Consider the following 25,903-nt stretch of genomic DNA (forward strand, 5'->3'; position numbering starts at 1 on the left):
TGTCGGCCGATACCTGACAGGAATGAAACGGAGACTTACCGGGACAGGCGGGTTTCGCCTGTCTTCACGACGCTAGCGGTGATACTTCGCGTCCACCTGATCGATGGCCTTCACATTGCCCGCGCTGCGGCCGTTCTCGTCGAAGGTGTTCGCCAGGAAAGAGTCAGCGATGGTCTTGGCCACTTCCGGACCGATCACCCGTGAACCCATCGTGATGATCTGCGCGTTGTTCGAAAGCGCCGCGCGTTCGGCCGAATAGGTGTCGTGACACAGCGCCGCGCGTATGCCCGGCACCTTGTTCGCCGAGATGCTGACGCCAATGCCCGTGCCGCACACCAGAATGGCGCGGTCGTACTCGCCGCTGACCACGCCGGACGCGACGCGGTCCGAGAGGTCGGCATAGAACTCGCCGGGGTTCTTCTCGTTGTTCGATACCTCGAACACGTCGTAGCGGTCTTTCAGATAGTCCGCCAGCACGCGCGCCAGACCAACGCCGGCGCTGTCTCCGCCAATGGCAACCTTCATGATGAACTCCTTGATGTTTGAATGGGCAGTCGCATCCGGCGTCACAGCACCGCTGCGACGCGCTTGAGAATGTCCAGATAGCCCTCGACGTGCCATGCCGAACGCCCGATGAACAGGCCATCCACGTTCGGGCACGCGGCGAGTTCCGCGCAGTTGTCCGGATTCACCGAGCCGCCATAAAGGCAGGGCACGCGACGGCCGAGCATCTCCTCCGCCACGCGGCTGATTTCGGCCTGACGCGCATCGGCATAATCCGGGCTGGCCGGAATGCCGTTCTCGCCGATCGCCCACACGGGCTCATAAGCGAACAGCACCGGCGCCGCTTGCTGCTCCGGCGTGAGCCGCGCCAGCGCACCGCGCACCTCGGCGGCCAGCACCTCTTGCGCGCGGCCGCCGTTCCGGTCCGCGAGCGTTTCGCCGACGCAGATCAGCGGCGTCAGCCCATGGCGCACGGCGGCTTCGACCTTGCGGCCGACGGTGTCGTCGGTTTCGCCGAAGTGCTCGCGCCGCTCGGAATGGCCGAGCTCCACCAGATCCATGCCGCAATCCACCAGCATCGGCGGCGAGATTTCGCCGGTCCACGCGCCGCGCTCGGCCCAGTGCATGTTCTGCGCACCGACCTTGACGTTGGTTTCGGCGAGGATCGACTTCACTTCGCGAATCGCCGTGAAGGGCGGGATCACGAAGCACTGGATACGCGGGTCGTCGTGACTGGCGAGCAAGCCCTCGGCGAAAGCACTCGCTTCCGAGAGAGTCTTGTTCATCTTCCAGCTCGTGCCGACCCAGAACAAAGATTCAGACATGATTTCCTGGCCGATCAGAAAGTCTCATCGAGCGGCCCGCGTCCTGTTCAACGCGGGCCGAAACCGTCACCTCACTTCGACAGCACGAACGGCGCGGTGTACTTCGACACATTCGCCTTCGTGATCAGCACGCAGTCGAACAGTTGCTTCTCGCTGGCCGCGCCCGTCTTGCCGGTCTTCAGGAACTGGTCGGCTTCCTGCACCGCCTTCGCCGAGAACTCCGCCACCGGTTGCAGCACCGTGTATTGCAGATCGCCGGCCTTGACCGCTTCCACCGCAGCGGGCGAGCCATCGAAGCCGCCTACCTTGACGCTCTTCAGCTTGCCCGACTGCTTGAGCGCGGCGATGGCGCCGAGCGCCATTTCGTCGTTGCCGCTGATGATGCCGATCACATCCGGATGCGCCTGCATCAGGCTCTGCGTCGCGTTGAAGCCTTGCGTGCGGTCCCAGTTCGCCACTTGCGAGCCGACCATCTTCAGATCCGGATACTGCGACAGCACCGACTTGTAGCCGTTGGAACGCGTCGCGGCGTTGTTGTCGGACGGCGCGCCGAGCAGTTCAACGTAGTTGCCCTTCGAGCCGACGTCCTTGGTCCATTGCTGCGCGCCGAGCGCCGCGCCCTGCGCGTTGTTCGAGACGAGCTGCGCCTTCGCAAGACCGGTCTGGTTGATCTCCGCGTTGACGAGGAACACCGGGATGTTCGCGGCCACCGCCTTCTTCACGGCGCCCACAGAACCGCTCGCGTTGGCCGGATCGAGGATGATGGCCACCGACTTGTTGGTGATGGCCGTGTCGATCTGCTGGCTTTCGGTGTTCGTATCGCCCTTCGATGCCGAGACGTTCGCGCTATAGCCGAGCTTCTTCGCCTCGGCGGCCGCGATGTTGCCTTCGGCGAGCCAGTACGGATTGGCCGGATCGTTCACGATGATGCTGATGAGTCCGCCCGCCGCCTGAGCTTGTGCGGCGAACAGCGGAGTAGCCAGCGCAACGGCGGCGAGGAGCAGCGTTTTCTTCTTCATGTTCATGTCTCTCTCCAGAGTCAGTTGTGGATGCAGAACTACGTGATACTTCTCGCGGACGTACCGCTCATGCCTTGCTGCCGCCTTGCGGAGAAGCCAGCTGGCCGCCGCCCGGTGCGGGACGCTTGACGCGACGGCGATACTGAATGGCGTTGAGCAACACCGCGAGGACGATGACCGCGCCGGTGAAGACCGTCTGCCAGTAAGACGAGATGCCGATGATGACCAGACCATCGGACAGGAAGCCGATCACGAACGCGCCGAGCAGCGTGCCGCGAATGTTGCCGGTGCCGCCCATCAGCGACGCCCCGCCAATCACCACTGCCGCGATGGCCGTGAGTTCGTAGGTGGTGCCGGCGGTCGGGCCGGCGGACGTCAATTGCGAGGACAGGATCAGCCCGGCGATGGCCGCGCAGACGCCCGACAGCATGTACACGCTGATGAGCACGCGCTTGACGGGCACGCCGGACAACTCGGCTGCGCGGTCATTGCCGCCTGACGCATAGAGCCAGCGGCCGAAGGCGGAGCGGTTGAGCGCGATGCTGCCGAGGATCGCGATGACGGCGAGGATCAGCACGCCCACGGGAACGTGGAACAGGCGGTCGAAGCCGAGATAGTCGAAGCCCGTGTTGCCGAGGTCCGCCTGACCGCCGAGGTTGTTGTACGTGAGACCATTCGTCATCAGAAGCGCGAAGCCGCGCACGACATACATCACCCCGAGCGTCGCGACGAACGCGGGCACCTTGAAGCGCGCAATGAGAATGCCGTTCACGAGGCCGATGAACGCGCCCAGCAGGCAGCACAGCACCACGACCACCCAGACCGACGGATACAGCACCACGCCGAACAGGTTCAGCGTGACGCCCTGCATGAAGAAGCCCGCGACGACGCCGGAGAGGCCGAGCGTCGAGCCCACCGAAAGATCGATGCCGCCGTTGATGATGACGAGCAACATGCCGATCGCGAGAATTCCGTAGATGGCCACGTGCGAGGCCATCGTCAGGAAGTTTTCCAATGCGAAATAATTCGGCGAAAGGAATGAAAAGATAATGATGATCGCGATCAGCGCGAAGAACGCGCGTCCTTCGAGCAGCATGCGGCCGAGATCGAAACCTTCTCCGTTCGATGCGGAGTGAGTCGATCTGGAGGTCTTGGCGGCGTCGTTCATGTGAGTGTCTCCTTGTGCTGCGTTCAGGCCACCACGGCTTCGCCGGAGGCGGCCATGATGTCGTCCTTGTCGGCGTCGGGGCCGAATTCGGCGGAAATCTTGCCGCGCCGCATGACTATGATGCGATGCGCGACGCTCAGGCATTCGCCCACTTCAGACGTCGAATACACGACCGCGAGGCCCTTCTTCGCGTTCTCGGCGAGCAGGCGGAACACTTCGGCCTTCGCGCCGATATCGATGCCCCGGCTCGGTTCGTCGAGCAGGATGACCTTCGGGCCGGTCGCGAGCATCTTGCCGATCACCACCTTTTGCTGGTTGCCGCCCGAAAGCGAACGGATGGATGCGCCCGCGCCCGAGGTCTTCACATGCACGTTGCGGATCGATTCGCCGACGAGTTCGCGCTCGGCGGGCGGCGACATCAGTACGCCCTTCACAAAGCTGCGAATGCTCGCAAGCGACAGATTGGAGCCAACGCTCATGGTCGGCACGAGGCCGTCGCGCTGACGGTCTTCCGGCACGAGCACGAGTCCCCGCCCGATGCGCTGCGCGATGCTCAGTCCCGCGAGGTTCTCGCCTTCGAGCCGGATCGTGCCGCCGGTGACGGGCAGGCGCTTGCGCCCGGCCACGGCTTCGAGCAGTTCGGTGCGGCCCGCGCCCATCAGTCCGTAGATGCACACGATCTCGCCCGCGCGCACTTGAAGCGAAAGATGATCGACAACCGAAACGCCGGAGCCGGATTCATCGGCGACGCTGACTTCGTCGATATCGAGCGCGACTTCGCCGAATGCATAGCCCGTCGGCGGCGAACCAAGATCGAAATTCTCGCCGACCATGTTGCGCACGATCCAGCCGAGGTCGATGTCCTTGCGTTCGGCGGTGGCGGTGATGCGGCCGTCGCGCAGCACCACGGCGTAGTCCGTGACCTGCAAGGCTTCTTCGAGATGATGCGAGATGTAGACGATGGACACGCCCCGGCTCGTCAGATCGCGGATCACCTTGAACAGCACTTCCACTTCCGACGCGCTCAGCGCCGACGTCGGCTCGTCCATGATGAGAATGCGCGAGTCCACCGAGAGCGCGCGGGCAATCTCAACCACCTGCTGCTGGCCGAGCCGCAGGTCGCGGATGAGCGTCATCGGATCGACGTCTTCTTCGAGTTCCTGCATCAGCTCGCGCGTCTGGCGGGCTTCTTCGGCGAAGTTCACGCCGGTGCGCGTGCGAATCTCGCGGCCCATGAAGATGTTGTCGCGCACGCTCAGATTCGGCGCGAGACTCAGCTCCTGGTGAATGATCGAGATGCCGTGGTTGCGGGCATCGGTGGAAGACGTGAACGCGACGGGCGCGCCATCGAGTTCGATCTCGCCGGAGGTCGGCTTCTCGACGCCCGACAGGATCTTCATCAGCGTCGACTTGCCCGCGCCGTTCTCGCCGAACAGCGTCGTGACCTTGCCGCGATGAATCTCGAAGTTCACGCCCTTCAGCGCATGCACGCCGCCGTAGGACTTGACGATATCGCGCGCCGACAGCAACACGCTGTCCTTCGCCGCGCCGGTTGGAGTGGGAGTCGCGGTGCTCATTTCACGTCCAGTTTGACGGGAGTCACGAGCCAGCCGTTCGGATTGACGAGCTGGAACACGCCGGTGACCTCAATGGTCTTGCCGGACAGCTTGGCCGTATCGACTTTCGACAAGACCTGTTTCTTCATCTCGGCATTGATCGCGTAACCCGCGTTCTGATAGTCGATCTGATTGGTGAACTGGCCGAAGCTGATGTCGCCGGTGGCGTCGCGCAGGTCGGTGCCGTTGATCGCGGGACCGGTCTGCACGCGGATCTTGAGCGTATCCGCCAGGCCGGGCACCTTCACGTCATAGATGCCCGAGTCGTCGTTGCCCGCGACGCCGGTGAACTTCACCGACATCTCCGGTCCAATGCCGCCGCCCGCAATGCCGTACTGCTTGCCCGCCGCATCCTGATCCTTGGCGATGGCGGCGGCGAGCGTCGCGGCATCGACGGCGCGCTTCGAGATCGCGGCCTGCGTCTTCGGGAACTGTTTCGCGCCGTAGGCGGCAGGCTCGAACTCCTTGCTCTGCGCATCCGGACCCGAACCGATCTTCACGACCTTCGTGCTCATCGCCATCGCGACCAGCACGGCCAGCACCACGACCCCTTCGATCGCGATACGCATGCCGCGCGTGGACGGCCTCTTGGTTGAAGCGACTGCATTCATCGACCCACCTCCGTCTCGAAGGAATCACAAAGTGGCTGCCGTGCAGCCTGTTTATCCGGTGTCACGCCTGGCTCCAGTCGGCGGCGATGACCGCCAGCACCATCGACGCCGACGCCGCGCCCGGGTCCATATGGCCGAGACTGCGTTCGCCGAGACGCGCGGAGCGTCCCTTGGTGGCGACCATCGCCTTGGTGGCTTCCGCGCCCTGCGTCGCGGCTTCGCGCACGCGCTGCATGATGTCGCGCACGGGCAGGCCGTCCGCCATGCCTTGCGATGCACTCGCTGCGGCAGGCGCCCACACGTCCACCATGGTCTTCTCGCCGGGTTCGGCCTTGCCGCGCGACTGAATGCCTTCAGCCATCGCGACGATCAAACCGGGCGCCTCGGCAAGCGGCAACTCGGAGCGCGCGCCCGCCGCTTTCGCGGCGCGCATGAACGCGGTCGCGTACAGCGGCCCCGACGATGCGCCCACCGCATTCAGAAAGCCTTTCGCCGCCGCGTTCCATTGATCCGCGAGCGTGGCGTCGGGCGGCAGCGCATCGATGGCTTTTGATGCCGCCGTGAAGCCCTGCTCCATCGCGATGCCGTGATCCGCGTCGCCGATCACGCCGTCGAGGCGGCACAGTTCGTCGCGGGCGGCGGCAATCGTACGCGCGAGTTCGCGGAACAGTTGGGCGATGTCGGCGGTAGTCAGCGCGGGCATCATGCGGGCCTCTGCTGGAACATTGCGCACTCGCACGGATGATCGATCAGGCGTTGCAATTCATCGTCGAGATGCATCACGGTGATCGACGCACCCGCCATTTCCAGCGACGTGCACAACGGCCCCACCAGCGTGCGATGCACGACGAGGCCCGCGTCCTTCAGACGTTGCGATACGCGCCGGTTGAGGATGTACAGCTCCATCAGCGGTGTGGAGCCGAGCGAGTTCACCAGCACCGCGACGCGATCGCCCTGGGCTGCGCCCATCTCCGCGAGGATGGCGTCCATGATTTCGTCGGTGATGGCATCGGCGGAACGCAGGCTTTCGCGGCGCATGCCCGGCTCGCCATGAATGCCCATGCCGATTTCCATCTCGCCGATGGCAATCTCGAAGTTAGGCCGGCGCGTCTGCGGCAGCGAGCACGGCGCAAGCGCGACGCCCAGCGTATATGTGCGTGCATTCGCATGGCGCGCGACGCGTTCCACTTCGTCGAGCGGCAGCATCAGGTCCGCCGCCGCGCCCGCCGCCTTGAAGATGAACACATTGCCCGCCACGCCCCGGCGTGTCTCGCGCTTGTCGCGCGGCGCGGAGGCGATGTCGTCGGTGGTCAGCACCGTGCGCGCCTCGACGCCTTCGAGTTCGAGCATCTCGGTGGCCATGTCGAAGTTCATGACATCGCCGGCGTAGTTGCCGTACATGAACAGCACGCCCGCACCGCCCTGCGCCGCGAGCGCCGCATCCACGGCAGGTTGCGGCGGCGGCGAGGCGAACACGTTGCCGATCACGGCGGCATCGGCGAGACCTTTGCCCACGAAGCCCAGGAAGGTCGGCTCGTGCCCCGAACCGCCGCCGATAATCAATGCCACCTTGCCTTCGCGCGGTCCGTGGCGCGCGATGATCGCGCGCGGCGCCTGCTCGCTGCGGGTCAACAGATCACCGTGCGCGGCCATGACGCCTTCGAGCATTTCATCGACGGCGGCGTTGCCGTCGTTGATCAACTTCTGTGTCATCGTGCCTGACATGGCCGGTTCCTCAGATGTGGAGACTGGCGACGCCAGTATCGAAATGCGGCGCCCAGAAGGCCACCGATTCAGCGATCTGCGCGACCACTTGCCGGTCGGTCGGCTCGCGTTCCTTGAACGACAGTTCCAGACAGATCTCGTTATCGCGGCCGCCGCCTGCGTGCAGCGCCTCGATCAGCGGCTCCGGCTGGATACGGCCGCGCGCATTGTGCTCGGCGGTGAAGGGCCGGTGACCGCCCTTGTCCAGCAGCGACTGCTTGATATGGATGATCGGCGACACGGGCGGCACCGCGCGAGCCCAGGCATAGGGATCGAAGTCGTCGGGATTGGAACTGGTGACGTCGCCGTGATCGATGTCGGCCATCATCCACATCGGCACGGCCATGTTCGCGGCGCTCAGGCGCTGTTGCAACGTCATGCAGGCGTCGATGGTCTCGCCAAATTCGCGGCCGATCGACATCGGTTCCCAGAACACGTACTTCAGGCCCGCCGCCTTCGCGTGTTCGGCCACTTCGGCCCAGCAGTCGATGGCCGTCTGAATGAGCGTCTCGCGGCGCTGTGCGTCGTCGAAATCGCGGTAGGTGAAGATCGCGAACTGCGTGCCGATGGACTCGCCGCCCAGATCCGCCGTGATGTCGGCGAAGGTCTTGAACCAGTCGATGTAATAGCGGCGCACGTCGGCATCCGGATGGCCGAAGTGATTCAGCCGCCCATACGGTCCCGTCATGCCCGAGGTGATGCGCACGCCAGTGCGGTTCATGGCCGCGCGCATCTCGCGCGTGAGACGGCGCGTGACCGCCGCCGGCCAAGACGGATTGATGAACTCGTGCGTCAGCTGCACGTCGCGGATCTTCATCTCGTGCGCGATGCTGTCGATGAGATCCGCCGGCTCGGCGAAGCGGTTCACCAGCGGATTCGTGTTCAGTGAAAGCGTAAAGGGCATGTTCGTCTCGTAACGTTCAGGCGGATTTGCGCATCAGGCCATCGAGCCAGGTTTCGAACGCGGTCTTCTGCGCGGCGCTCATGTGCAGTCCATGCTTGGTGCGGCGCGTGAGCATGTCTTCCGCCGTCGCAGCCCATTCGTGCGCCATCAGGTAGCGCGCCTCAGCCTCGTAGAAATTCGGCCCGAACTGCTCGCCCAACCCCGCGAGCGAGGTCGCGCCGTTCAGCACTTCCGACGTCAGCGAGCCGTAGGTCTGCGTGTAGTAGCGCGTGAGCGGGCGCGGCAACCAGTCGTGCGCCGCTTGCAGCGAGGCCATGAAACGCGGCACGTCCGCGCCTTCGATATCGCCGCCCGGCAGCGTCGCGGAAGCGGTCCAGTCGGCGCCCATCTTCGGGAAGGCCGGCTGGAGCTTTTGCAGCGCATGTTCGGCGAGCTTGCGGAAGGTCGTGATCTTGCCGCCGAACACATTCAGCAAGGGCGCACCGCCGCTGTCGTCGAGATCGAAGACATAGTCGCGCGTGACGGCGGACGGATTGCCCTTGCCGTCGTCGTAGAGCGGACGCACACCCGAAAAGGTCTGCACGATGTCCTGGCGGCGCAACGGATGCTTGAAATAGCGGTTCACCGCCGACAGCAGATAGTCGATTTCCTCGCTCGAAATCTGCACGCTTTCTGGCGCGCCGTCCCAAGGCACATCGGTGGTGCCGATCAGCGCCTTGTCGCCTTCATAGGCGTTGATGAAGATCACGCGCTTGTCGTGGTTCTGCACCAGATACGAATGCGGACCGTCCCAGAACTTCGGCGTGACGATATGGCTGCCCTTGACGAGCCGCACCTTGCGCGTGGATGTCGCATTCGCGCGTCCGATCACGTCCGACACCCACGGTCCCGCCGCATTGACCAGCGCCCGCGCAGTGACGGTGCGCGTGGAACCGTTGCGCGTATCGCGCAACTCGACGCGCCACGCGCCGTTCTCGCGCCGCGCCGCCACGCAAGCGGTGCGCGTCAGCACTTGCGCGCCGCGCTGCGCGGCATCGACCGCGTTGAGCACGACGAGGCGCGCGTCGTCGACCCAGCAGTCCGAATACTCGAACGCCCGGCGATACTCGTCCTTGATCGGCGCGCCTTCGGGCATGCGATGCAGGTCCAGCGAACGCGTGCCCGGCAGCTTCTTGCGGCCGCCAAGATGGTCATAGAGAAACAGCCCGGTGCGCACGAGCCACGCGGGCCGGTCGCCGGGACTGTGCGGCAGCACGAAGCGCAGCGGCCAGATGATGTGCGGCGCGGCGTTGAGCAGCACTTCGCGTTCGATCAGCGCCTCGCGCACGAGCCGGAACTCGTAGTACTCGAGATAACGCAGCCCGCCATGCACCAGCTTGCCGGAGCGCGACGACGTGCCTTGCGCCAGATCGTCCTTCTCGCACAGGATCACCGACAGCCCGCGGCCCGCCGCATCGCGCGCGATGCCCGCGCCGTTGATGCCGCCGCCGATGACACACAGGTCCACCATGTCGTTGTTGCTCATCTCAGCGTTCCATGTTCGACGTTAGTTCAGGCTCGCGGGTAGCGTGTCCGGCCGCTGCCGCGCTTTCAGCAGCCGCGCGGTTTCATCCCACGTCGGCACCAGCGCCTGCCGCGCCTGCCGGTACGCGGGAAAGAGCCGCGCATACAACTGCATGAGGTCGGCGTCGGGCGTCTCGGGCTGGCCAAGCAAAGGCGTCACCCATTCGGCGATGCACGCCTCCATGTCCGGATACACGCCGAGCGCGACGGCCGCCATCATCGCCGCGCCTGCCGCGCCGGCTTCGTCGCGCGTGGAGATGCGCGTCGGCGCGCCGACCACCGCGCCGAGCACGTCGCGCAATGCACGCGAACGCGTTGCGCCGCCGGTGAGGCGCAGTTCTTCGGGCATCGGTACGCCCATGGAGAGATAGCAGTCGCGCGCGGCCATGCCGAGCCCTTCCACGACCGCACGGAACAGGTCGGGATAGCGGCTCTCGCTCGTCAGGCCGATGAAGTCCGCGCGCGCGTTCGGATCCACGAACGGGCCGCGCTCGCCGGCATCGGAGATGTAGGGGTGATACAGGAGCGCACCCGGACGGCCGGCGTGCAGCCAGCCGTCGATGCACTTCATCCGGTCCGCATGCGACAGGCTCGTGCCGAACTGTTGCAGCAGGTCCGACGCGAGGTTCAGCACCCAGTCCACATTCAGCGTCGCGGCCATGTTCGACTGCACCTGCGCCGACATGCCCGGCAGCGGCAGCGCAATCACATAGCCCGTGCCTTCGGCGTTCAGTTGTACGTCTTCGTTGCGCATCGCGCGCATGTGCATGCCCGTCGAGCCGACGATGGAGCAGCTCGCGCCCGCCGCGCCTTGCGTGTGGATGCCCGCGCCCAGCGCGGTCAGCACGATATCGACGAAGCCCAGGCACACAGGCGTGCCTTCAGCGAGGCCCGTCGCCGCCGCGGCTTCGGCCGAGAGCGGATGCGTGGTTTCAGTGCCGTCGACGATGTCGGGCAGCAGACGCCGGAACGACGTGAGGCCGAGTGCGTCGATCACGGTGTCGTCGTAGCGACGCGTGCGGAAGTTGCCATACGTGAAGCTCGCTTCCGAGGGATCCGTGGCGCGCACGTCGGTCAACTTCAGATACAGCCAGTCCTTGCAGTGCAGCGCGACTTCGGTGCGCTTCAACACCTCGGGCGTGGTCGCGGCCATGTGCGCGATCTGCGCGCCCTGGCTGCACGATGCGAGGCCGGTGCCCGTCGCCTCGAAGCGCGCCCAACTGGCAGGCGCTTCCTGCAAACGTCGCACCGTGGCGGCGGCGCGCGCGTCGAGCCAGAGCCAGGCATCGCCTGCCGGACGGTTGTCCGCACCGACCAGCCAGGTGCCGTCGCCTTGTCCCGTCACGGCCAGCGCGAGCGTGCGCTGCGCCAGTCCGTCGACCTTCGTGCCGAGATCGCGCAGCGTCTGCGCGCAGTCGGCCCAGGTCTGATCAAGCGATTGCGTCGCGGCGCCATCGGCGCTCGTCGCATAGCGGTTCGGCACGGACGCGACGGCAATCTGCCGTCCCGTCAGGTCGAAGGCCACGGCCTTGATGACCGAGGTGCCCGCATCGATGCCGATCAGAAGGTCGCCGTTCATCACCCTTGCTCCGCGTCGTCGAAGTCTTCGCGCAATGCGAGCGCCGAGGCTTCGTCGGTAATCAGTCCGCTCAGCAGGCCGCTCTTCAATACCGCGCGAATCGCCGCGATCTTCGACGTGCCGCCCGCAATCGCGACGATGCGCCTGCCCTTGACATCGGCGAGCGCGGGCGCGACCGTGCGCGCGGCCAGCGAGGTTTCGACGGACTCGCCCGCCGCGCTGAAGAAATGCCCCAGCAATTCGCCGCGACCGCCGCGCTCGTGCACTTCGTTGATTTCGGCAGGCTCGATCATCTGCGACGCCACCAGTTGCGCCTCCGCATTCGCCGTGCCGATGCCGACCACCATCAGATCCGCGTGCGCGGCGAGATCGAAGACCTCGCGCACGCCGCGCTGCGACATCAGCACTTCGCGATCTTCAGCGGTGTTCGCGAAGAACGGCAGCGGCATGACATAGGACACGGCGCCGGTCTGTTCGGCCAGCCGATGGATCACGTCGTAAGGATTGGCGGTGTACTTGCGGGTCACGCCGCCGAGCAGCGACACGAAGCGCACCGTGCCCGCGTCCATGCGCGGCATGCTCGCGACGACCGCCGCCAGCGTGCGGCCATGTCCGATGCCGATCACGCCGTCCTGGCACGCCATGATTTCGCGCTGCAGGAACTGCGCGCCCGCGACGCCGAGCGCGCGCAGCGGCAGCTCGTCCTCGTTCAGGTCCGGCACCACCTCGCAATAGCTCAGACCATAGCGCTGCGCCAGTTCGGCTTCGAGTCCCACGCATTCCGCCACATCGCCGTCGATGGAGAACTTCACCGCGCCGCTCTGGTTGGCGCGCATGATCAGCCGGTGTGCCTTGAGACTGCTCACACCAAGGCGTGCGGCGACGTCCGCCTGCGTCTGCCCGGCGACGTAATGCAGCCACGCCGCCCGGATCGCCAGGCTTTCGTCTCCATCGCGCCTTTCGACGGACTTCGTCATGTGTTCTCCGTTTTTGCGTGGGTGATATTTTTTCCACGCGATGAAATTTTTTTCAGTTCGCCCACGATATTCGCGTGCAACCTCGATTAACATCGGCAGTAACCCTAGATGCGCGTCGCGGGCGGAAGAGACCGGACAGGCCCTGCTGCGATGCAATAAAAATCTTTCGGAGACACGATGGAGACGTATCTGCTGGGCGTCGACAGCGGTTCGACGGCCACCAAGGCGGTCATCTTCGACACCGCCGGGCGCGCGCTCGCCACCGGCAGCCGGCGCGTGGAACAGCGCCAGCCGCACGCGCGGCATGTCGAGCGCGACATGAACGACACTTGGCTGGCCGCCTGCGGAGCAATCCGCGACGCGCTGGCGCAGATGCCGGATGCGTCGATCGCGGCCGTCGGCGTGACAGGTCACGGCGACGGCCTCTATCTCGCCGACGCCGCCGGCGCGCCGCTCGGGCCGGGCATTTTGTCGCTCGACAGCCGCGCGTTCGGCGTGCGCGAAGAGTGGCGCGAGGCAGGCGTGCTCGATGCAGCGCTCACGTTGACGGGGCAGCAGCCTTATCCGTATGCCGCCGTGAGCCTGCTCAAGTGGATTCAGCTCAACGAACCCGAACGCTTTGCGCGCATCGGCCATGTGCTGTTCTGCAAGGACTGGCTGCGGCTTTGCCTGACCGGCGTGCCCGCGACGGACCCGACCGAGGCCAGTTCATCGTTCACGGAAGTGCGCTCACAGACCTATCACGACGATGTCCTCGCGCTCTACGGCCTCGAAGCGGTACGCGGCGCGTTGCCGGAGATCGTGCCGTCCGTCGCGCAGGCCGGGCGGGTCAGCGCACTCGCCGCCGCGCAAACGGGTTTGGTGGAAGGAACGCCGGTCGCGTGCGGGTTGCATGACGTCACATCGAGCGCGGTGGGCATGGGCAACACGGAACCCGGCGTGCTCTCGATTACGGCGGGGACGTTCAGCATCAACGAGATCCTCTCGGATCAACCACGCACCGATGCGCGCTGGGCGTGCCGCAACGGCACGCGTCCCGGTCAGTGGATGAACATGTCGATCTCGCCGGCGTCGTCGAGCAATGTCGACTGGGCCACGCGCGAACTCTTCCAGCACGAGGCGCAGGAAGCCGCACGGCGCGGCTGTTCGCTGTTCGATCTGATCGGCGAGGAAGTGGCAGCGGCCTTTAGTGAACCGAGTTCGGTCATGTTCCATCCGTTCCTGTTCGGCTCGCCCTTCGAGGAGCCGGCAAGCGCTTCGTTCTTCGGCGTGCGCTCGTGGCATCGCCGGGCGCATCTGGCGCGCGCGGTGCTCGAAGGCATGGTGTTCAACCATCGCTGGCACGTCGAGGCGCTGACCAGCGCATTTCCCGCCACGCGCGCCGGGCTGACAGGCGGAGGATCGTCGAGTCCGTTGCTCGCGCAGTTGTTCGCCGATGCGCTTGGCGTCGCCGTCGATATCCCCGAAAGCCAGGAAGCCAGCGCGCTCGGCGCGGCACTGTGTGCGGGCGTGAGCGTGGGCGTGTATGCATCGCTTGCCGATGCCGCCGCCCGCGCCTGCCGCGTGCAGCGCACACACACGCCGGACCCTCAGCGTCACGCCCGTCTCGACGATGCATACCGCTTGTGGACGCAACTTGCCCAGGCCGTTCAACCTTTGTGGGCGGCGCTGGATCGCTCGGCGAGCGCGCTTTGATGCAGGAGAACAATCAATGACTGAACGAAGCCGCGACTCATTTCTCGACCGGCTCAGGCAGAGCCCGAAGGTCAGCGTGTTGATCATCGGCGGCGGGATCAACGGCGCCGGGTTATTCCGTGATCTGTCGTTGCAGGGCGTGGACTGCCTGCTGATCGACAAGACCGATTTCGCCGCGGGCGCGAGCAGCGCGCCATCGCGGCTGATTCACGGCGGCGTGAAGTACCTCGAAACCGGCGAGTTCCGTCTCGTCGCGGAATCGACGTTGGAGCGCAATCTGCTGCTGAAGAACGCGCCGCATTTCGTGTGGCCGCTTCAGACGGTCCTGCCCATCCATTCGTACTTCGGCGGCTTGATCGCTTCGGCGCGACGCTTCTTCGGCCTGAAGGCGAAGCTCACCGAGCGCGGCGCGATCATCTCGAAGATCGGTCTTGCGCTGTATGACTTTCTCGGGCGGCACGATCGCACCATGCCGCGTCACCATTTCGCGCTGCGAGCGCGTTCGCTTGCCTCGCTGCCCTTGCTCGATCCGACCATCAAGGCGACAGCCACGTACTACGACGCTCAGGTCACGCATGCCGAGCGCCTGAACTTCGAACTCGTCGTCGATGGGCTCGCGGCCTGCGCAGGCTCGGCGGCGGCGAACTATATGAATGTGGATCGGGCGGAAGGCGGCGTCGTCTGGCTGCGCGATCTCGACACGCACGCGCTCATCGCGGTTGAACCGGCCGTGATCGTCAATGCGGGCGGCGCGTGGATCGACAGCGTCAATGCGGCGCTTGGCATCGAGCGGAAGTACATCGGTGGGGCGAAGGGCTCGCATTTGGTAGTCGACCATGCGGAGCTTTACAAGCAGTTGCAGGGACGCATGGTGTATTACGGCTCGAACGACGGGCGCATCTCGCTGGTGTATCCGTTCATGGGCAAGCTGTTGATCGGCTCGACCGATATTCGCGTGAGCGATCCCGACACCGTCCGCTGCGACGACGACGAAGTAGCCTACATGCTGAGCGTCTTGCGCGAGGTGTTTCCGGGCGTGGTGCTGAAGGAGTCGGACATTCGCTTCCGGTATAGCGGGGTGCGTCCGCTACCTTTCTCCGATGCCGCGAATCCCGGCGACGTCAGCCGCGACCATGTGATGCATACCGACCGCTTGCCCGATGCGCAGACGCCCGTGCTCTCGCTTGTGGGCGGCAAGTGGACGACGTTTCGCGGCTTCGCGGAAAGCGCCGCCGATGCCGTGCTGACCCGACTCGGACGCGCGCGCAGGACGGGCACGCGGCATGAGGCGATAGGCGGCGGACGCGGCTTTCCACGCGATGCGAAGGCGCGCACTGGATGGATCGATGAAGCTGTGCAGCTATATGGCGTGTCGGCGGCGCGGGCCGAGTCGCTGTTGACGCGCTATGGCACGACCGCGAGTCGCGTCGCTGCCTATTGCGCGCAGGCGCCCGATAAGCCGCTCGTCAGCGAACCGGGCTTCACCGCGCGGGAGATTGCGTATCTGTGCGCCGACGAAATGGTGACGCGTCTGTCCGACCTGCTCTTTCGCCGCACGACGCTCGCCATCTCGGGACAGTTGACGAACGCCTTGCTGCTGGAAGTTGCGGAGATCGCCGCAAAGACACTGGGATGGAATGCGGACCGCATGCAAACCGAGATCGATACGACGCGCGAGATGGCGCGCGATCGTCATGGCGTCGTGCTTGCGGCCACCGCGCGCGATACAGCCTGAACGCTGCTTCAGAGCGCCTTGCGATACACGAGGAAGCCCGACTTCGTCGCCACCTGATCGTAGAGCTTCATGGCGGTTTCGTTGGTTTCGTGGGTCTGCCAGTAGACGCGTTCGGCGTTGGCCTTCTTCGCCTCGACATAGACCGCTTCGATCAGCGCACGGCCGATGCCCTTGCCGCGCACCGAACTCAGTGTGAACAGATCCTGCAAGTAGCAGATGGGACCGGCCATCGTCGTGTGACGGTGGTAGAGGAAGTGAACCAGCCCGACGAGCTTGCCCTCGCTCTCCGCGACCATCGCATGCATGGGTTCATAGCCGTCGAAGAATCGGCCCCAGGTGATGTCGGTGACCGACTGGGCCAGCGCCGTCTCGCCTGAACGTCCGTAGAACGCGTTGTAGCCGTCCCAGAGCGGCAACCACGCTTCGTGGTCTTCGGGCACGGCATAGCGGATGGTGAGTGAGCTGATCATGTCGATAAGTCCTCGCGGATGGGAGCGTGCAGTATAGGCACGCGCATGACGCGTTGGGGAGAACCAATCGGGACATCGGCATGGGAGCCATTGCGGAACCGCAACGACAGGAAGCGGGTCACGGCGTTGCGCGACCCGCTTCAGACTTCAACCCGCATGAAGCTTATTGCGCAGCAGGCGACTTCACGCTTGGCGTGGCGAGCGTGTTATTGCTGGTCGGCGCGGCGGTGGTGGCGGCTGAATTGCTGTTGGTTGCGCTCGGCAGACCCGAGTTCGGCGAGCGCGTGCCCATGCCGCTACCCGAGTTGGTCATGCCCGGCGTGCCATAGCCGCCCGTGTTGTTGGCGCGATTCACCTGATTGGCGGGGCTGGCCGTGCTGCCCGACGTACCGCCACCGGCGCCTCCGCCGGACTGTGCAAGCGCCGCGCCCGACAGCGTAAGTGCGGCGACGGCCGCGATGAGCATTCCGTTTGCCTTCTTCATGATCCGTCCCTCCTGACCTGAATGGGTTTTTGAGCGCAGGCGGTCATCGCCCGCTCAATCATGGTTCAGCAATGACCGTGCCGCGGCCTCACTTGCTCATGTACTTCTGCGCGAGCGCCTCATACAAAGCCGGCGCAAACAGCTTCGAAACCTGACTGGAAATGAGCGCGGTTGCCATCAAGGACAACACGAGCGCATGCCCGTTGATCATCTCGATGACGATCACAAACGCCGTGATCGGGCTCTGCGTGACGGCCGCGAGATAACCGACCATGCCGAGTGCGATGAGCATCGGCAATTGCATGTGGCCGAACACGAGATGCAGCGCGTTGCCGATGCCCGCGCCAATGGCAAGCGACGGCGCGAACAAGCCGCCAGGTGCGCCGGGGAGGTAGGAACCGACCATCGATGCCATCTTGAGCAGCGGATAGCTCACGCCGAGCTGCGAATTGCCTTCGAGCATGCCGCGCGCTTCCGCATAGCCGCTGCCGAAGGTATGGCCGCCCGCGGCCACGCCGATCACGGCGATGAACAGTCCGCATGCCGCGCCGAACGCCACCGGATGCGACTGGCGAAAGCTCACGACCGGCGCCGGCATCCAGCGGTGTGTATTCAGCAGCAGCCAGCAGAAGATGCCGCCCGCGACGCCCGTCAGCGCGCCGAGCAGCACCACGGCCAGCGCGAGCGAATTGGGAAACTGCCCGCTCAGGTCGATGGTGCCGAAATACGTGTAGTTGCCTTGCAGTGCAAGCGAAACGACACCTGCAAAAATGATGGCTGTAATGAGCACGCCGCTCGTGCGCTGCTCGAAGCTGCGCGTGAGTTCCTCGATGGCGAACACCACGCCGGCAAGCGGCGCATTGAAGGCGGCGGAGAGGCCGGCCGCCGCGCCCGCCAGCGCGAGATTGCGTTCCAGCGCGCCGCCGCGCATGCTGCGCAGACGCGCGGGATAGAAGCGGCGCAGGCTGAACATCAGGGCCGCGCCTACATGAATGGTCGGACCTTCGCGGCCGATGGTGAAGCCGCCGAGAATCGAAAGAAACGAAATGACGATCTTGCCGACCAGGATGCGCAGCGTGAGCAGTCGCGGGCCGAGTTCGCGCCCGTCATGCAACATTGCGATGACTTGCGGAATGCCGCTGCCCTCGGACCCCGGAAAGAATCGGCGCGTCAGCCAGACGGCCAGCGCGGAGATGGCGGGCGTCAGCAGCAGCGGCAGCCACCAGTGGGCGGCGATCATGCGCAGGAAGGCGTCGTAACCGAAGTCAATCAGCCGCGCATACAGGACCGCAATGAGTCCGGTCGCGACCGCGCCCAGCCAGAACACGCCGTAATGCAGCCACAGCCGCCTGCCGCGCAGCATCGTGCGTCGGTCGATAAATCCAGGGAAGCGCATCGGGAAACGAAGAAGATAATTTAAGGCACATTGTGACATAAATCGAAACAGTCTTCGTCCTCAGCCTTTCAAAAGAGTCATCAGCTTGGCGTCGGCTGCGCCGCGAACACCCAGGAAAACGAGCCGTAATGCGCCTTGTGCTCGGCCGCGAGCTTGAGCAGGCAGCGTGCGCCTTTCGCCGTCAGATGCACTTGCACCTGGCGTCGGTCTGTCTTGTCGGCCTTGCGGGTCACGAGGCCCGCTTCCTCGCAGCGCGAGACCAGCGCGGCCGTGCCGTTCGGCGCCGCTTGCAGCCGCTCCGCCAATTCGCCGACCGTGGCCCATTGCCGCTCGGGAAAACCGCGCACGTGCAAAAGCAGTTGATATTGAAGTGTCGTGATGCCCGCCGCGTTCGATATTTCCTCGGAGACGCGCAGGAACTTGCGCAACTCATAGCGAAAAATCGACATCGCTTCCAGATCGTGCTTGCCCGGAAGCGCGGGCTTGGGTGTGCTGTTCGATGCCATCGGCGATCCTGGTCCGTAGTGGATTCGAGGATCATACCCAGCAGGGATCGCATCGCGCAAAGGACGGTGAGGGATCGGGGCGCTCCCGATCCCCGTGGTTCGCCGCCTTACTGGGACATCGCGCCCGATGCCGGATGACCCATGCCCATCGCGTCGTGCTTCTTCATCTTGCCGCCCTTGCCCATCGAGTCGTGCGACATGCTGTCCTTCTTCATGCCGTCCTTGGACATCGAGTCTTTCGACATCGAATCCTTCGCCATGGAATCCTTCGACATCGCATCGTTCGTCTGCGCGAACGCGGCGCTCGTACCGATGGCCATGGCCGCTGCGATCACTACCGTCATCAATCGTTTCATCTTGCTTCTCCTTGGTCAGTCAAACATGGCATCCGGAACTTCCGGAACCGGTGAGTGGCGCGGGGCTCACGAGCCGCCGAACCAGTTGTATCCCTGATCGACCCAGTAACCGCCCGGGTACGTGTTCGTCACGAATATCTCGACGATATGCTTGGGATTCTTGTAGCCGAGCTTGGTCGGCATGCGCAGCTTCATCGGATAGCCGTACTTCGCGGGCAGGCGCTCTCCGTCGTATTCGAAGGTCAGGAGCGTCTGCGGATGCAGGGCTGTCGGCATGTCGATGCTTTCGTAGTAGTCGTCGGCGCAGCGGAAGCCGACGTACTTCGCACTCGTGTCCGCGCCCACGCGGCGCAGGAACTCGGAGAACGGCGTGCCGCCCCAGCGTCCGATCGCGCTCCAGCCTTCCACGCAGATATGCCGCGTGATCTGCTCCGCGTGCGGCAGCGCATAGAGCTGCGGCAAGGTCCATACGCGCTGCCCGGTAACGAGTCCGCTCACCTTCAGCCGGTAGTCGTCGCCGTTCACGGCGGGCACGTCGTCGATGCCGTAGAACGCGTTGAACGGAAACGGACGCGTGAGTTGCGCTTCGGTATAAGTGGGCGCAAGACGCTGCGGATCGAACAGCAATGCCTGCGCGCGATCGTTGAGACGCGAGACCGCTGTGAGGAAGGTGTTCACGGAGTCGTTGTCGGTGATGGAACATCCGGTCAGCAGCGACAGGCCGCCGAGGGTCAGCATGCGCTTGCCGAACAGACGGCGCGACGGCATGTCCAGTTCGCGACGGGCATCCGCCAGCACGGCCGCACGGTCCACCTGGACGATGCGCCTGGGTTCGTTCTTCATCATGTGATCCCGTCGTTTATTCACGGCCGCGCAGCATCGTGAGCAGCGAGCGCGGTACGAGCGCGACCATCGCCACGTGTACGACGACGAACGCCGCCATGACCGCCATCGCGCAGAAATGCACGACGCGCGCGCGGTCATAGCCGCCCATCAGTTCGCGCAGCAGCGGCAACTGCACCGACTTCCAGATGGCCAGTCCCGAAAGCACGAGCACGATCAGATCGGCGATCACGACGAGGTAAGCCAGCTTCTGCACCGCGTTGTAGCGGCGCGGATCGGCATGCGAAAGCTTGCCGCTCAACGCAGCGCCCAGGTCGCGCAACACCGCGCGCGGCGACAGCGGAAAGAACTTCGACACGAAGCGCCCACTCGCGAGATTGAACGCGAGATAGACGAAGCCGTTGAAGAACAGCAGCCACATGGCCGCGAAATGCCATTGGAGCGCGCCGCCCAGCCAGCCGCCGAGCGTGATCGACGGCGGGATGACAATGCGTTCGAACACCGGCGACGCGTCGTAGATGCGCCAGCCCGAGAACATCATGATCAGCGCGGCGACCGCGTTGAGCCAGTGCGTGACGCGCAGCCAGACCGGGTGCACCGGTGTTCCATGCCGTCGTAATGCGCTTGGCGGCGCGTTCAGGGTGTCCATGCCGGTACTCCTTCCGTTCGTCCGATGTGGGTAAGTTCGCCGCCCATGCCGCGCCGGTTACAGCACGCGAAAAAAGTTTCAGAGCCGCCTGTAACGAGCGGCATGCCGAAAACGAACTGACAGGAAGAGGAGAACCTGGACATGATTCGGAACAACGCCATTGCGGCGCACCATGCCATCGGCTATTCTGAAACGCTCGATCCAAAATGCGGCAGCGCAGCGCTTGAAACCAACTCGTCCAGCCTCTTCCGTTCAACAGGCTCCATGGCGCACGATGCCGAAATCCGTCTGAAAGCATTGCTCACCGGCGGGCTCGAAGGCGACCAGGCCGCCTATCGCGGTTTTCTGCAACTGCTCACGCGGCATCTGCGCGGCTATCTGCGCAAGCGCTTGCCGCATCGGCCCGATGACGTGGAAGACCTCGTCCAGGAAATCCTGCTCGCGGTGCACAACGCACGGCATACCTATCGCCCTGAAGAACCGTTGACGGCCTGGCTGCATGCCATCGCGCGCTACAAGCTGATGGACTTCTTCCGCGCCCACGCGCGCCGCGAAGCGCTGAACGTGCCGCTCGACGATCACGAAGACCTGCTCGCCGCCACCGACGACGAACCCGCCCGCGCGCGTCATGACATCGGCAAGCTGCTCGATCATCTGCCGGACAAGCAACGCCTGCCGATCGTGCATATGAAGCTGGAAGGCCTGTCGGTCACGGAGACGGCGCGCATCACGGGGCTGTCGGAATCGGCGGTGAAGGTGGGCGTGCATCGCGGCCTCAAGGCGCTCGCGGCTAAAATCCGGGGACTGCGATGAATACCGACGACCTCATCTCCCTTCTCTCCAATCAAGTGACACGCGTGGATCGCGCGGCTGTCGCGCGCCGCTTCGTCCAGGCGCTGCTGGCCGGCGCGCTGGGGTCGCTGATCCTGCTGAGCCTCGTGTTCGGGCTGCGTCATGATCTCGGCGAAGTGGCCCGCTCGGGCATCTTCTGGGCGAAGCTGGCGTTTCCGCTGGCAGTGGGCATCGGCGCGCTGCTCACGCTGACGCGCATTGGCCGTCCAGGTGCGCGTGCCGGTCTGACCTGGGCGCTCGTCGCGCTGCCCTTCGTGGCGGTGTGGGGCGCCGGCTGGATGGTCTTCGAACACGCCGAGCCCGCCGCGCGCGCGGCAGTCGTCTTCGGCCACACGTGGCGCACCTGTCCGTTCAATATCCTGCTGTTGTCCGTGCCGACCTTCCCCGCCGCGATGTGGGCCATGCGCTCGCTTGCGCCCACCCGGCTGCGCGTGGCGGGCGCTGTCGCCGGCTTGCTGGCTAGCGCGACGGCAACGGTCGTGTATTGCCTGCATTGCCCGGAGATGAGCCCGGCGTTCTGGAGCGTCTGGTACGCGGCCGGCATGCTGCTGCCGGCCTTGATCGGCGCGTGGCTCGGGCCGAGGCTGCTGCGCTGGTAACGCCGCCGCTACGCGAAGACGCGCGCCCAGAGCGCGCGAACGCGGCGCGCGCGGTCTTCGAAGACGTAGGAGCCGAGCAGCGTCAGCACGCCCGAGGCGAGCCCCGTGATCATGTGCTCGACGAAGGGCAGACGATAGTGGCTCGTGTGCGCGTAGATATCGCCGACTGCCGTGAGCAAACCGACGAGCGCGGCATTGCCGAAGCGGTTCTCGAACAGCCTCGCGGCCGGCGTGAAGGTCAGGAGAATCGCCAGAATGCCGGTGAACAGTCCGGTGCGCAGCGCGTTCGCCCAGTGCGCGCTGCTCGTGATGAACTGCCAGCTACCCGGCATGCAGGTCATGCAGGCGCTCGTCGGCTGCCAGAACCGTTGCGCGAACAGTTTGACGCGAGCCTTCCAGTCCATTTTCATGTGCAGCGTCCTTGTTCAGCGGCTTTGTTCAGCGGCTTCGTCCAGCTTCAGCGAGCGCACCAGCAATGTCCCGTTGCGCATGCAGAAAGCCCAGTTCTGTTGCTTCGACGTCGACACGTGCGAGTTCGTTCAGCACAGCCTGCCCCCTCGCGCCCTTGCCAACCGCCACGAGCGCACGCGCACGCCCCACGAAGAACGCGGAGAAGCGCGACGGCTCGCGGCACGCATAGGCTTCGAGCGCGTCGGCGTGATGCAGGGCGGCGTCCCAGCGACGATGATCGATGCACGCGTCGATGGCGTCGCGCCGGAACAGGAAGTGATTGTGACTGACCGCGCCGGCCGCGAGCACGGCCTCGCCTTCCGCCAGCGCCTGATCGAGTATGTCCGGATTGCTGGTCACGCGGGCAAGCGTGCCGAGATAACTCGGGCCGAGATAGGCCATGCCGGTTTCCCGGCTGAACGCGAGCGCCGCGTTGATATCCTCCAGCACCTCATTCCGCTTTCCCGCCACACGCTGCAACTCGGCGCGCAGCGCCAGCGCCTCGCCTTCGAAGCGCTTCGACTTGAGCTCACGCGCGCAGTGCAACGCGGGTTCGACATGCTCCCACGCACGCGCCCACTCCGCGAGATCGTGCAGGCAATGCCAGGCTGCGTGATGCGCGACAGCCAGTGCCCGCAGATGTCCCACCTTCTCCGCCGCGACGACGCTGGCCAGCGCGGCATCGAGTCCGCCGCGCGCGTCGCCGGTGAACCAGGCGGTGATGGCGCGCATCGGCCGGTTCGCGACTTCGATCCGACCGAATCCGTGGCGCTCGCACAGTTCGACACAGCGGCTGAAGGCATCGTGCGCGCTGATCAGGCGGCCGCGCAGGTATTCGCCATCGCCCAGCCCGCCGAGCGCGGCTGCTTCCTGTTCAGGGTCGGCGGCCGCGCGGGCGAGCGCGAGACTCTGGCCGTGTTCACGCACGCAGCCGTCGGCGTCGCCGCGCGGAAAACACAGGTTGCCCCGCAGGAAGTGAATGCGCGCGGCCTGCGGCAGCAAGCCCTGGGCATCCGCGACGAGGGCAGCCTCATCGAGGTCGGCCCAGGCGCCTTCCAGATCGTCGATCACCCGCTTCACGGTCGCGCGTCCGATCAAGGCCTGGCAGCGCTCGGCGTCCGTCGCGGCGTCGGCGAGCGCGGCTTCGAACGATGCCAGCGCCGACGTCATGTCGCCGGCATCATGCAGGACCGTGCCGCGCAGGCAGGCGAGCGCCACACGATCGGTCGCAGCGCGCGCCTGCGCCAAGCCACGTTCGACGAGCCGCAACGCCAGTTCGTAGCGGTACGCGGCCGCCTGCGCGCGTGCCGCGTCACAATAAGCGCGCGGCGCTTCGCTGTCCGCTGCGCGATCGAGATGTTCGGCCCGCAGGATCAGGTCATGCTCGGCGTACCACGATGCCGCGCGGCGATGCCACTCGCGGCGCCGGCTCTTCAGCAGGCCGTCATAGACGGCATCGCGAATCAGCGCGTGATGAAAGAGGTAGCCCGTGTTCTCGCGGCGCAGCAGAAGACATGCGGCGAGCGATTCCAGCGCGGCCGATGCGCCATCGACGAGACGGTCCAGCACGTCGCGCTCAACGATCTGGCCCAACACCGACGCCGCCTGTAACGCGGTCCTGCCGGCGGGATCGAGCCGGTCCAGGCGGGCCTGTACGAGACTCCGCACCGTTCCGGGCACACCGGTGGTCTCGTCATCCTGCGCGTTGCCGAGCAGTTGTTCCAGAAACAGCGGATTGCCCGCCGCCCGCGCCATGCAGCGCTCCGCAACCTCCTGCGACGCCGCCGGGTACGAGCGCGCCATCCGCTCGGCCTCGTCCGTGCTGAGCGGCGCGAGATCCATCTGCAACACGCGCGCGTTGAACGCTTCAGGCCACGACAGGTCGTGTGCGGGTCGCACGGTCATCGCCAGCATCGCGGGACACGCGCATACCGCCTCCGACAGCACGGCGAGATCGCGTCGTGTCGAAGCATCCGACCAGTGAACGTCTTCGACGAAGATCAGCCGGGGCCGCTCGCGAGCAGTACGCCGCAGGAGCCCGCGCAGTGCATTGGCGCGGCCACGCAGACGTTTCGCGCTGTCCATGGCCTCGTAGACCGTGCGTTCCTCGAGCGTCATCGACACATCGAGCAGGTCCTTGATGAACGGCGCGTCCTCACCTTCGATCATGCCGGTCGCGCTGGCCTGGGCCTCGCTTGCATCGTCGAGTGCGAGCAAGCCGCGCACGATCGTTTGCAGCGCGCCGCGCCCCATGGCCGCGCCGAAATCGAGTACGAGGCCGCCATGAATGGCGAACCCTGCTTTGGCCGCTTCGCGTTTCCACTCTTCCAGCAAGCGTGTCTTGCCGAGCCCGGCTTCGCCGCTGACGATGACCGTCCGTCCTTGTCCGCTCGCCCGGCACGCGGCGAGCATGTCGCGAAACTGCCGCAACTCGTCATGGCGGCCGACGAACGGCCGCACGGATTGAGCGGTGCATCGCAAGCCCGCGAGGCACCACGCCGCGACTGGCTCCACGAAGCCCTTCACGCTCAGCGCCTCGCGCGCGACGCAGTCGAAACGCTCGCCCAATGCGCGCCGCACGCCTTCCGAGATCAGGATTTCTCCGCGACCGGCCGCGCCGGTGAGGCGCGCGGCAAGGTTGACGGTCTCGCCGGTCACGGTATAAGCGCGATGGGTCGCGCTGCCGGTGCCGCTCGCCACGACCTCGCCGCCCGCAATGCCGATGTGCACCGCAAGCGGCCAAGCGGGTTCGCGGTCCAGCGCCGGCATGGCCTCCGCGATGGCAAGCGCCGCGCGCACCGCACGTTCGACATCGTTGCCATGCGAGACGGGCGCGCCGAACACGGCCATGCTGGAATCGCCGATATGTTTGTCGACGTGACCGCCATGCTGCTCGACGATCCGGTCCACCTGCTCGAAGTAACGGTCGAGCACCGCGACGACTTCTTCCGCATCCACCGACCGGCTCATTTCGGTGAAGCCGCACAGGTCCGCGAACAGCACCGTCACCTGACGCCGCTCGCCCGGCTTCGTTAATGAACCGTTTTCATGGGCGCGCAACTCAGCCAGCGCATCGAGCAGCGTGCGGCGATGTCCCACGGACAGCACGCCGAGATCCTTCAGATCATCCGCAGTCAGATGGCGTAGCACGTCGACATCGATGGCGTTCTCGCGGAACACGGCCGCGTAACGTTCCATGCCAAGGCTGTGCAGCCAGAGCGCGATGTCCATGATCCCTCCCATCAGGAAGGCATTCGCTTCCTTTCAACATAGCAGGTTCTGACCGGAGCGCCCTTGCTGCATGGCATGGCTTAAAGCGGGCACCTTTTTTGCGGCAGA

At 65.3% G+C, this 25,903-nt stretch carries 25 protein-coding genes; 4 read left to right on the forward strand and 21 right to left on the reverse strand.

Annotation, left to right across the window (positions count from 1 at the left end; genetic code table 11):
- Positions 1-72: 72 nt before the first annotated feature.
- The 12 genes from QCE63_RS19170 to QCE63_RS19225 all read right to left on the reverse strand — a co-directional run bounded on the left by QCE63_RS19170 (position 73) and on the right by QCE63_RS19225 (position 12,529).
- Positions 73-525 carry an RpiB/LacA/LacB family sugar-phosphate isomerase gene (locus QCE63_RS19170; protein ID WP_309835175.1) on the reverse strand — a complete coding sequence of 151 codons (453 nt, stop codon included), beginning with the start codon at positions 523-525 and terminating at the stop codon, positions 73-75.
- Between the two features lie 41 nt (positions 526-566).
- Complete coding sequence (locus QCE63_RS19175; protein ID WP_309835176.1) at positions 567-1,328, reverse strand: triose-phosphate isomerase; 762 nt, start codon at positions 1,326-1,328, stop codon at positions 567-569.
- 71 nt (positions 1,329-1,399) lie between these two features.
- Complete coding sequence (locus QCE63_RS19180) at positions 1,400-2,353, reverse strand: D-ribose ABC transporter substrate-binding protein (protein ID WP_309835178.1); 954 nt, start codon at positions 2,351-2,353, stop codon at positions 1,400-1,402.
- Between the two features lie 61 nt (positions 2,354-2,414).
- Entirely contained in the window at positions 2,415-3,515 is a 1,101-nt protein-coding gene (locus tag QCE63_RS19185) for an ABC transporter permease (RefSeq protein ID WP_309814739.1), read from the reverse strand.
- A 23-nt stretch (positions 3,516-3,538) separates the two neighbouring features.
- Positions 3,539-5,092, reverse strand: a complete 1,554-nt coding sequence (locus QCE63_RS19190) for a sugar ABC transporter ATP-binding protein (RefSeq protein ID WP_309835179.1) — start codon at positions 5,090-5,092, stop codon at positions 3,539-3,541.
- Positions 5,089-5,742 carry a DUF2291 domain-containing protein gene (locus QCE63_RS19195; RefSeq protein ID WP_309835181.1) on the reverse strand — a complete coding sequence of 218 codons (654 nt, stop codon included), beginning with the start codon at positions 5,740-5,742 and terminating at the stop codon, positions 5,089-5,091. Before QCE63_RS19195 ends, QCE63_RS19190 begins: the two co-directional genes overlap by 4 nt.
- Positions 5,743-5,803: 61 nt before the next feature.
- On the reverse strand, positions 5,804-6,448 hold the full coding sequence (dhaL, locus tag QCE63_RS19200) for a dihydroxyacetone kinase subunit DhaL (protein WP_309835182.1): 645 nt from the start codon (positions 6,446-6,448) through the stop codon (positions 5,804-5,806).
- Positions 6,445-7,467, reverse strand: a complete 1,023-nt coding sequence (locus QCE63_RS19205; RefSeq protein ID WP_309835184.1) for a dihydroxyacetone kinase subunit DhaK — start codon at positions 7,465-7,467, stop codon at positions 6,445-6,447. The genes dhaL and QCE63_RS19205 overlap by 4 nt, the downstream gene beginning before the upstream one ends.
- 10 nt (positions 7,468-7,477) lie before the next feature.
- Complete coding sequence (locus tag QCE63_RS19210; protein WP_309835185.1) at positions 7,478-8,410, reverse strand: TIM barrel protein; 933 nt, start codon at positions 8,408-8,410, stop codon at positions 7,478-7,480.
- A 16-nt stretch (positions 8,411-8,426) separates the two neighbouring features.
- Positions 8,427-9,935, reverse strand: a complete 1,509-nt coding sequence (locus QCE63_RS19215) for a glycerol-3-phosphate dehydrogenase (protein WP_309835186.1) — start codon at positions 9,933-9,935, stop codon at positions 8,427-8,429.
- Between the two features lie 21 nt (positions 9,936-9,956).
- A complete protein-coding gene (locus tag QCE63_RS19220; protein WP_309835187.1) occupies positions 9,957-11,552 on the reverse strand; it encodes an FGGY-family carbohydrate kinase in 1,596 nt (531 codons plus the stop codon).
- On the reverse strand, positions 11,552-12,529 hold the full coding sequence (locus QCE63_RS19225; RefSeq protein ID WP_309835188.1) for a sugar-binding transcriptional regulator: 978 nt from the start codon (positions 12,527-12,529) through the stop codon (positions 11,552-11,554). The genes QCE63_RS19220 and QCE63_RS19225 overlap by 1 nt, the downstream gene beginning before the upstream one ends.
- A gap of 177 nt (positions 12,530-12,706) precedes the next feature.
- Between QCE63_RS19225 and QCE63_RS19230 the strand changes: the two genes are divergently transcribed.
- Both QCE63_RS19230 and QCE63_RS19235 read left to right on the forward strand, forming a co-directional pair.
- On the forward strand, positions 12,707-14,224 hold the full coding sequence (locus QCE63_RS19230) for an FGGY-family carbohydrate kinase (protein WP_309835189.1): 1,518 nt from the start codon (positions 12,707-12,709) through the stop codon (positions 14,222-14,224).
- A gap of 16 nt (positions 14,225-14,240) precedes the next feature.
- Complete coding sequence (locus QCE63_RS19235) at positions 14,241-15,959, forward strand: glycerol-3-phosphate dehydrogenase/oxidase (protein ID WP_309835190.1); 1,719 nt, start codon at positions 14,241-14,243, stop codon at positions 15,957-15,959.
- Between the two features lie 8 nt (positions 15,960-15,967).
- Here QCE63_RS19235 and QCE63_RS19240 read toward each other — a convergent pair whose 3' ends face one another.
- The 7 genes from QCE63_RS19240 to QCE63_RS19270 form a co-directional block, all read right to left on the reverse strand.
- Positions 15,968-16,429 carry a GNAT family N-acetyltransferase gene (locus QCE63_RS19240; RefSeq protein ID WP_309835191.1) on the reverse strand — a complete coding sequence of 154 codons (462 nt, stop codon included), beginning with the start codon at positions 16,427-16,429 and terminating at the stop codon, positions 15,968-15,970.
- Between the two features lie 163 nt (positions 16,430-16,592).
- The gene (locus QCE63_RS19245) at positions 16,593-16,913 is read right to left on the reverse strand and encodes a hypothetical protein (RefSeq protein WP_309835193.1); all 321 of its coding nucleotides are present in this window, start codon (positions 16,911-16,913) and stop codon (positions 16,593-16,595) included.
- 88 nt (positions 16,914-17,001) lie between these two features.
- Entirely contained in the window at positions 17,002-18,309 is a 1,308-nt protein-coding gene (locus QCE63_RS19250) for a chloride channel protein (protein WP_309835195.1), read from the reverse strand.
- Between the two features lie 80 nt (positions 18,310-18,389).
- A complete protein-coding gene (locus tag QCE63_RS19255) occupies positions 18,390-18,815 on the reverse strand; it encodes a MarR family winged helix-turn-helix transcriptional regulator (RefSeq protein WP_309835196.1) in 426 nt (141 codons plus the stop codon).
- Positions 18,816-18,922: 107 nt separating this feature from the next.
- On the reverse strand, positions 18,923-19,171 hold the full coding sequence (locus QCE63_RS19260) for a pentapeptide MXKDX repeat protein (protein WP_309814785.1): 249 nt from the start codon (positions 19,169-19,171) through the stop codon (positions 18,923-18,925).
- Between the two features lie 66 nt (positions 19,172-19,237).
- On the reverse strand, positions 19,238-20,014 hold the full coding sequence (locus QCE63_RS19265) for a molybdopterin-dependent oxidoreductase (protein WP_309835491.1): 777 nt from the start codon (positions 20,012-20,014) through the stop codon (positions 19,238-19,240).
- A gap of 16 nt (positions 20,015-20,030) precedes the next feature.
- Positions 20,031-20,663 (reverse strand): cytochrome b/b6 domain-containing protein, encoded by a 633-nt coding sequence (locus QCE63_RS19270; RefSeq protein WP_309835197.1) that lies wholly within the window; start codon positions 20,661-20,663, stop codon positions 20,031-20,033.
- Between the two features lie 264 nt (positions 20,664-20,927).
- Between QCE63_RS19270 and QCE63_RS19275 the strand changes: the two genes are divergently transcribed.
- Positions 20,928-21,476 (forward strand): sigma-70 family RNA polymerase sigma factor, encoded by a 549-nt coding sequence (locus tag QCE63_RS19275; RefSeq protein WP_309835492.1) that lies wholly within the window; start codon positions 20,928-20,930, stop codon positions 21,474-21,476.
- Positions 21,473-22,114, forward strand: a complete 642-nt coding sequence (locus QCE63_RS19280; RefSeq protein ID WP_309835198.1) for a DUF1109 domain-containing protein — start codon at positions 21,473-21,475, stop codon at positions 22,112-22,114. Before QCE63_RS19275 ends, QCE63_RS19280 begins: the two co-directional genes overlap by 4 nt.
- An 8-nt stretch (positions 22,115-22,122) precedes the next feature.
- On the opposite strand, the gene QCE63_RS19285 is transcribed toward QCE63_RS19280, so the two are convergent.
- The gene (locus QCE63_RS19285) at positions 22,123-22,524 is read right to left on the reverse strand and encodes a hypothetical protein (RefSeq protein ID WP_309835200.1); all 402 of its coding nucleotides are present in this window, start codon (positions 22,522-22,524) and stop codon (positions 22,123-22,125) included.
- A gap of 28 nt (positions 22,525-22,552) precedes the next feature.
- A complete protein-coding gene (locus tag QCE63_RS19290; protein ID WP_309835201.1) occupies positions 22,553-25,795 on the reverse strand; it encodes an adenylate/guanylate cyclase domain-containing protein in 3,243 nt (1,080 codons plus the stop codon).
- Positions 25,796-25,903 lie beyond the last annotated feature (108 nt).

Source organism: Caballeronia sp. LZ065 (assembly GCF_031450975.1).
Lineage (GTDB): Bacteria > Pseudomonadota > Gammaproteobacteria > Burkholderiales > Burkholderiaceae > Caballeronia.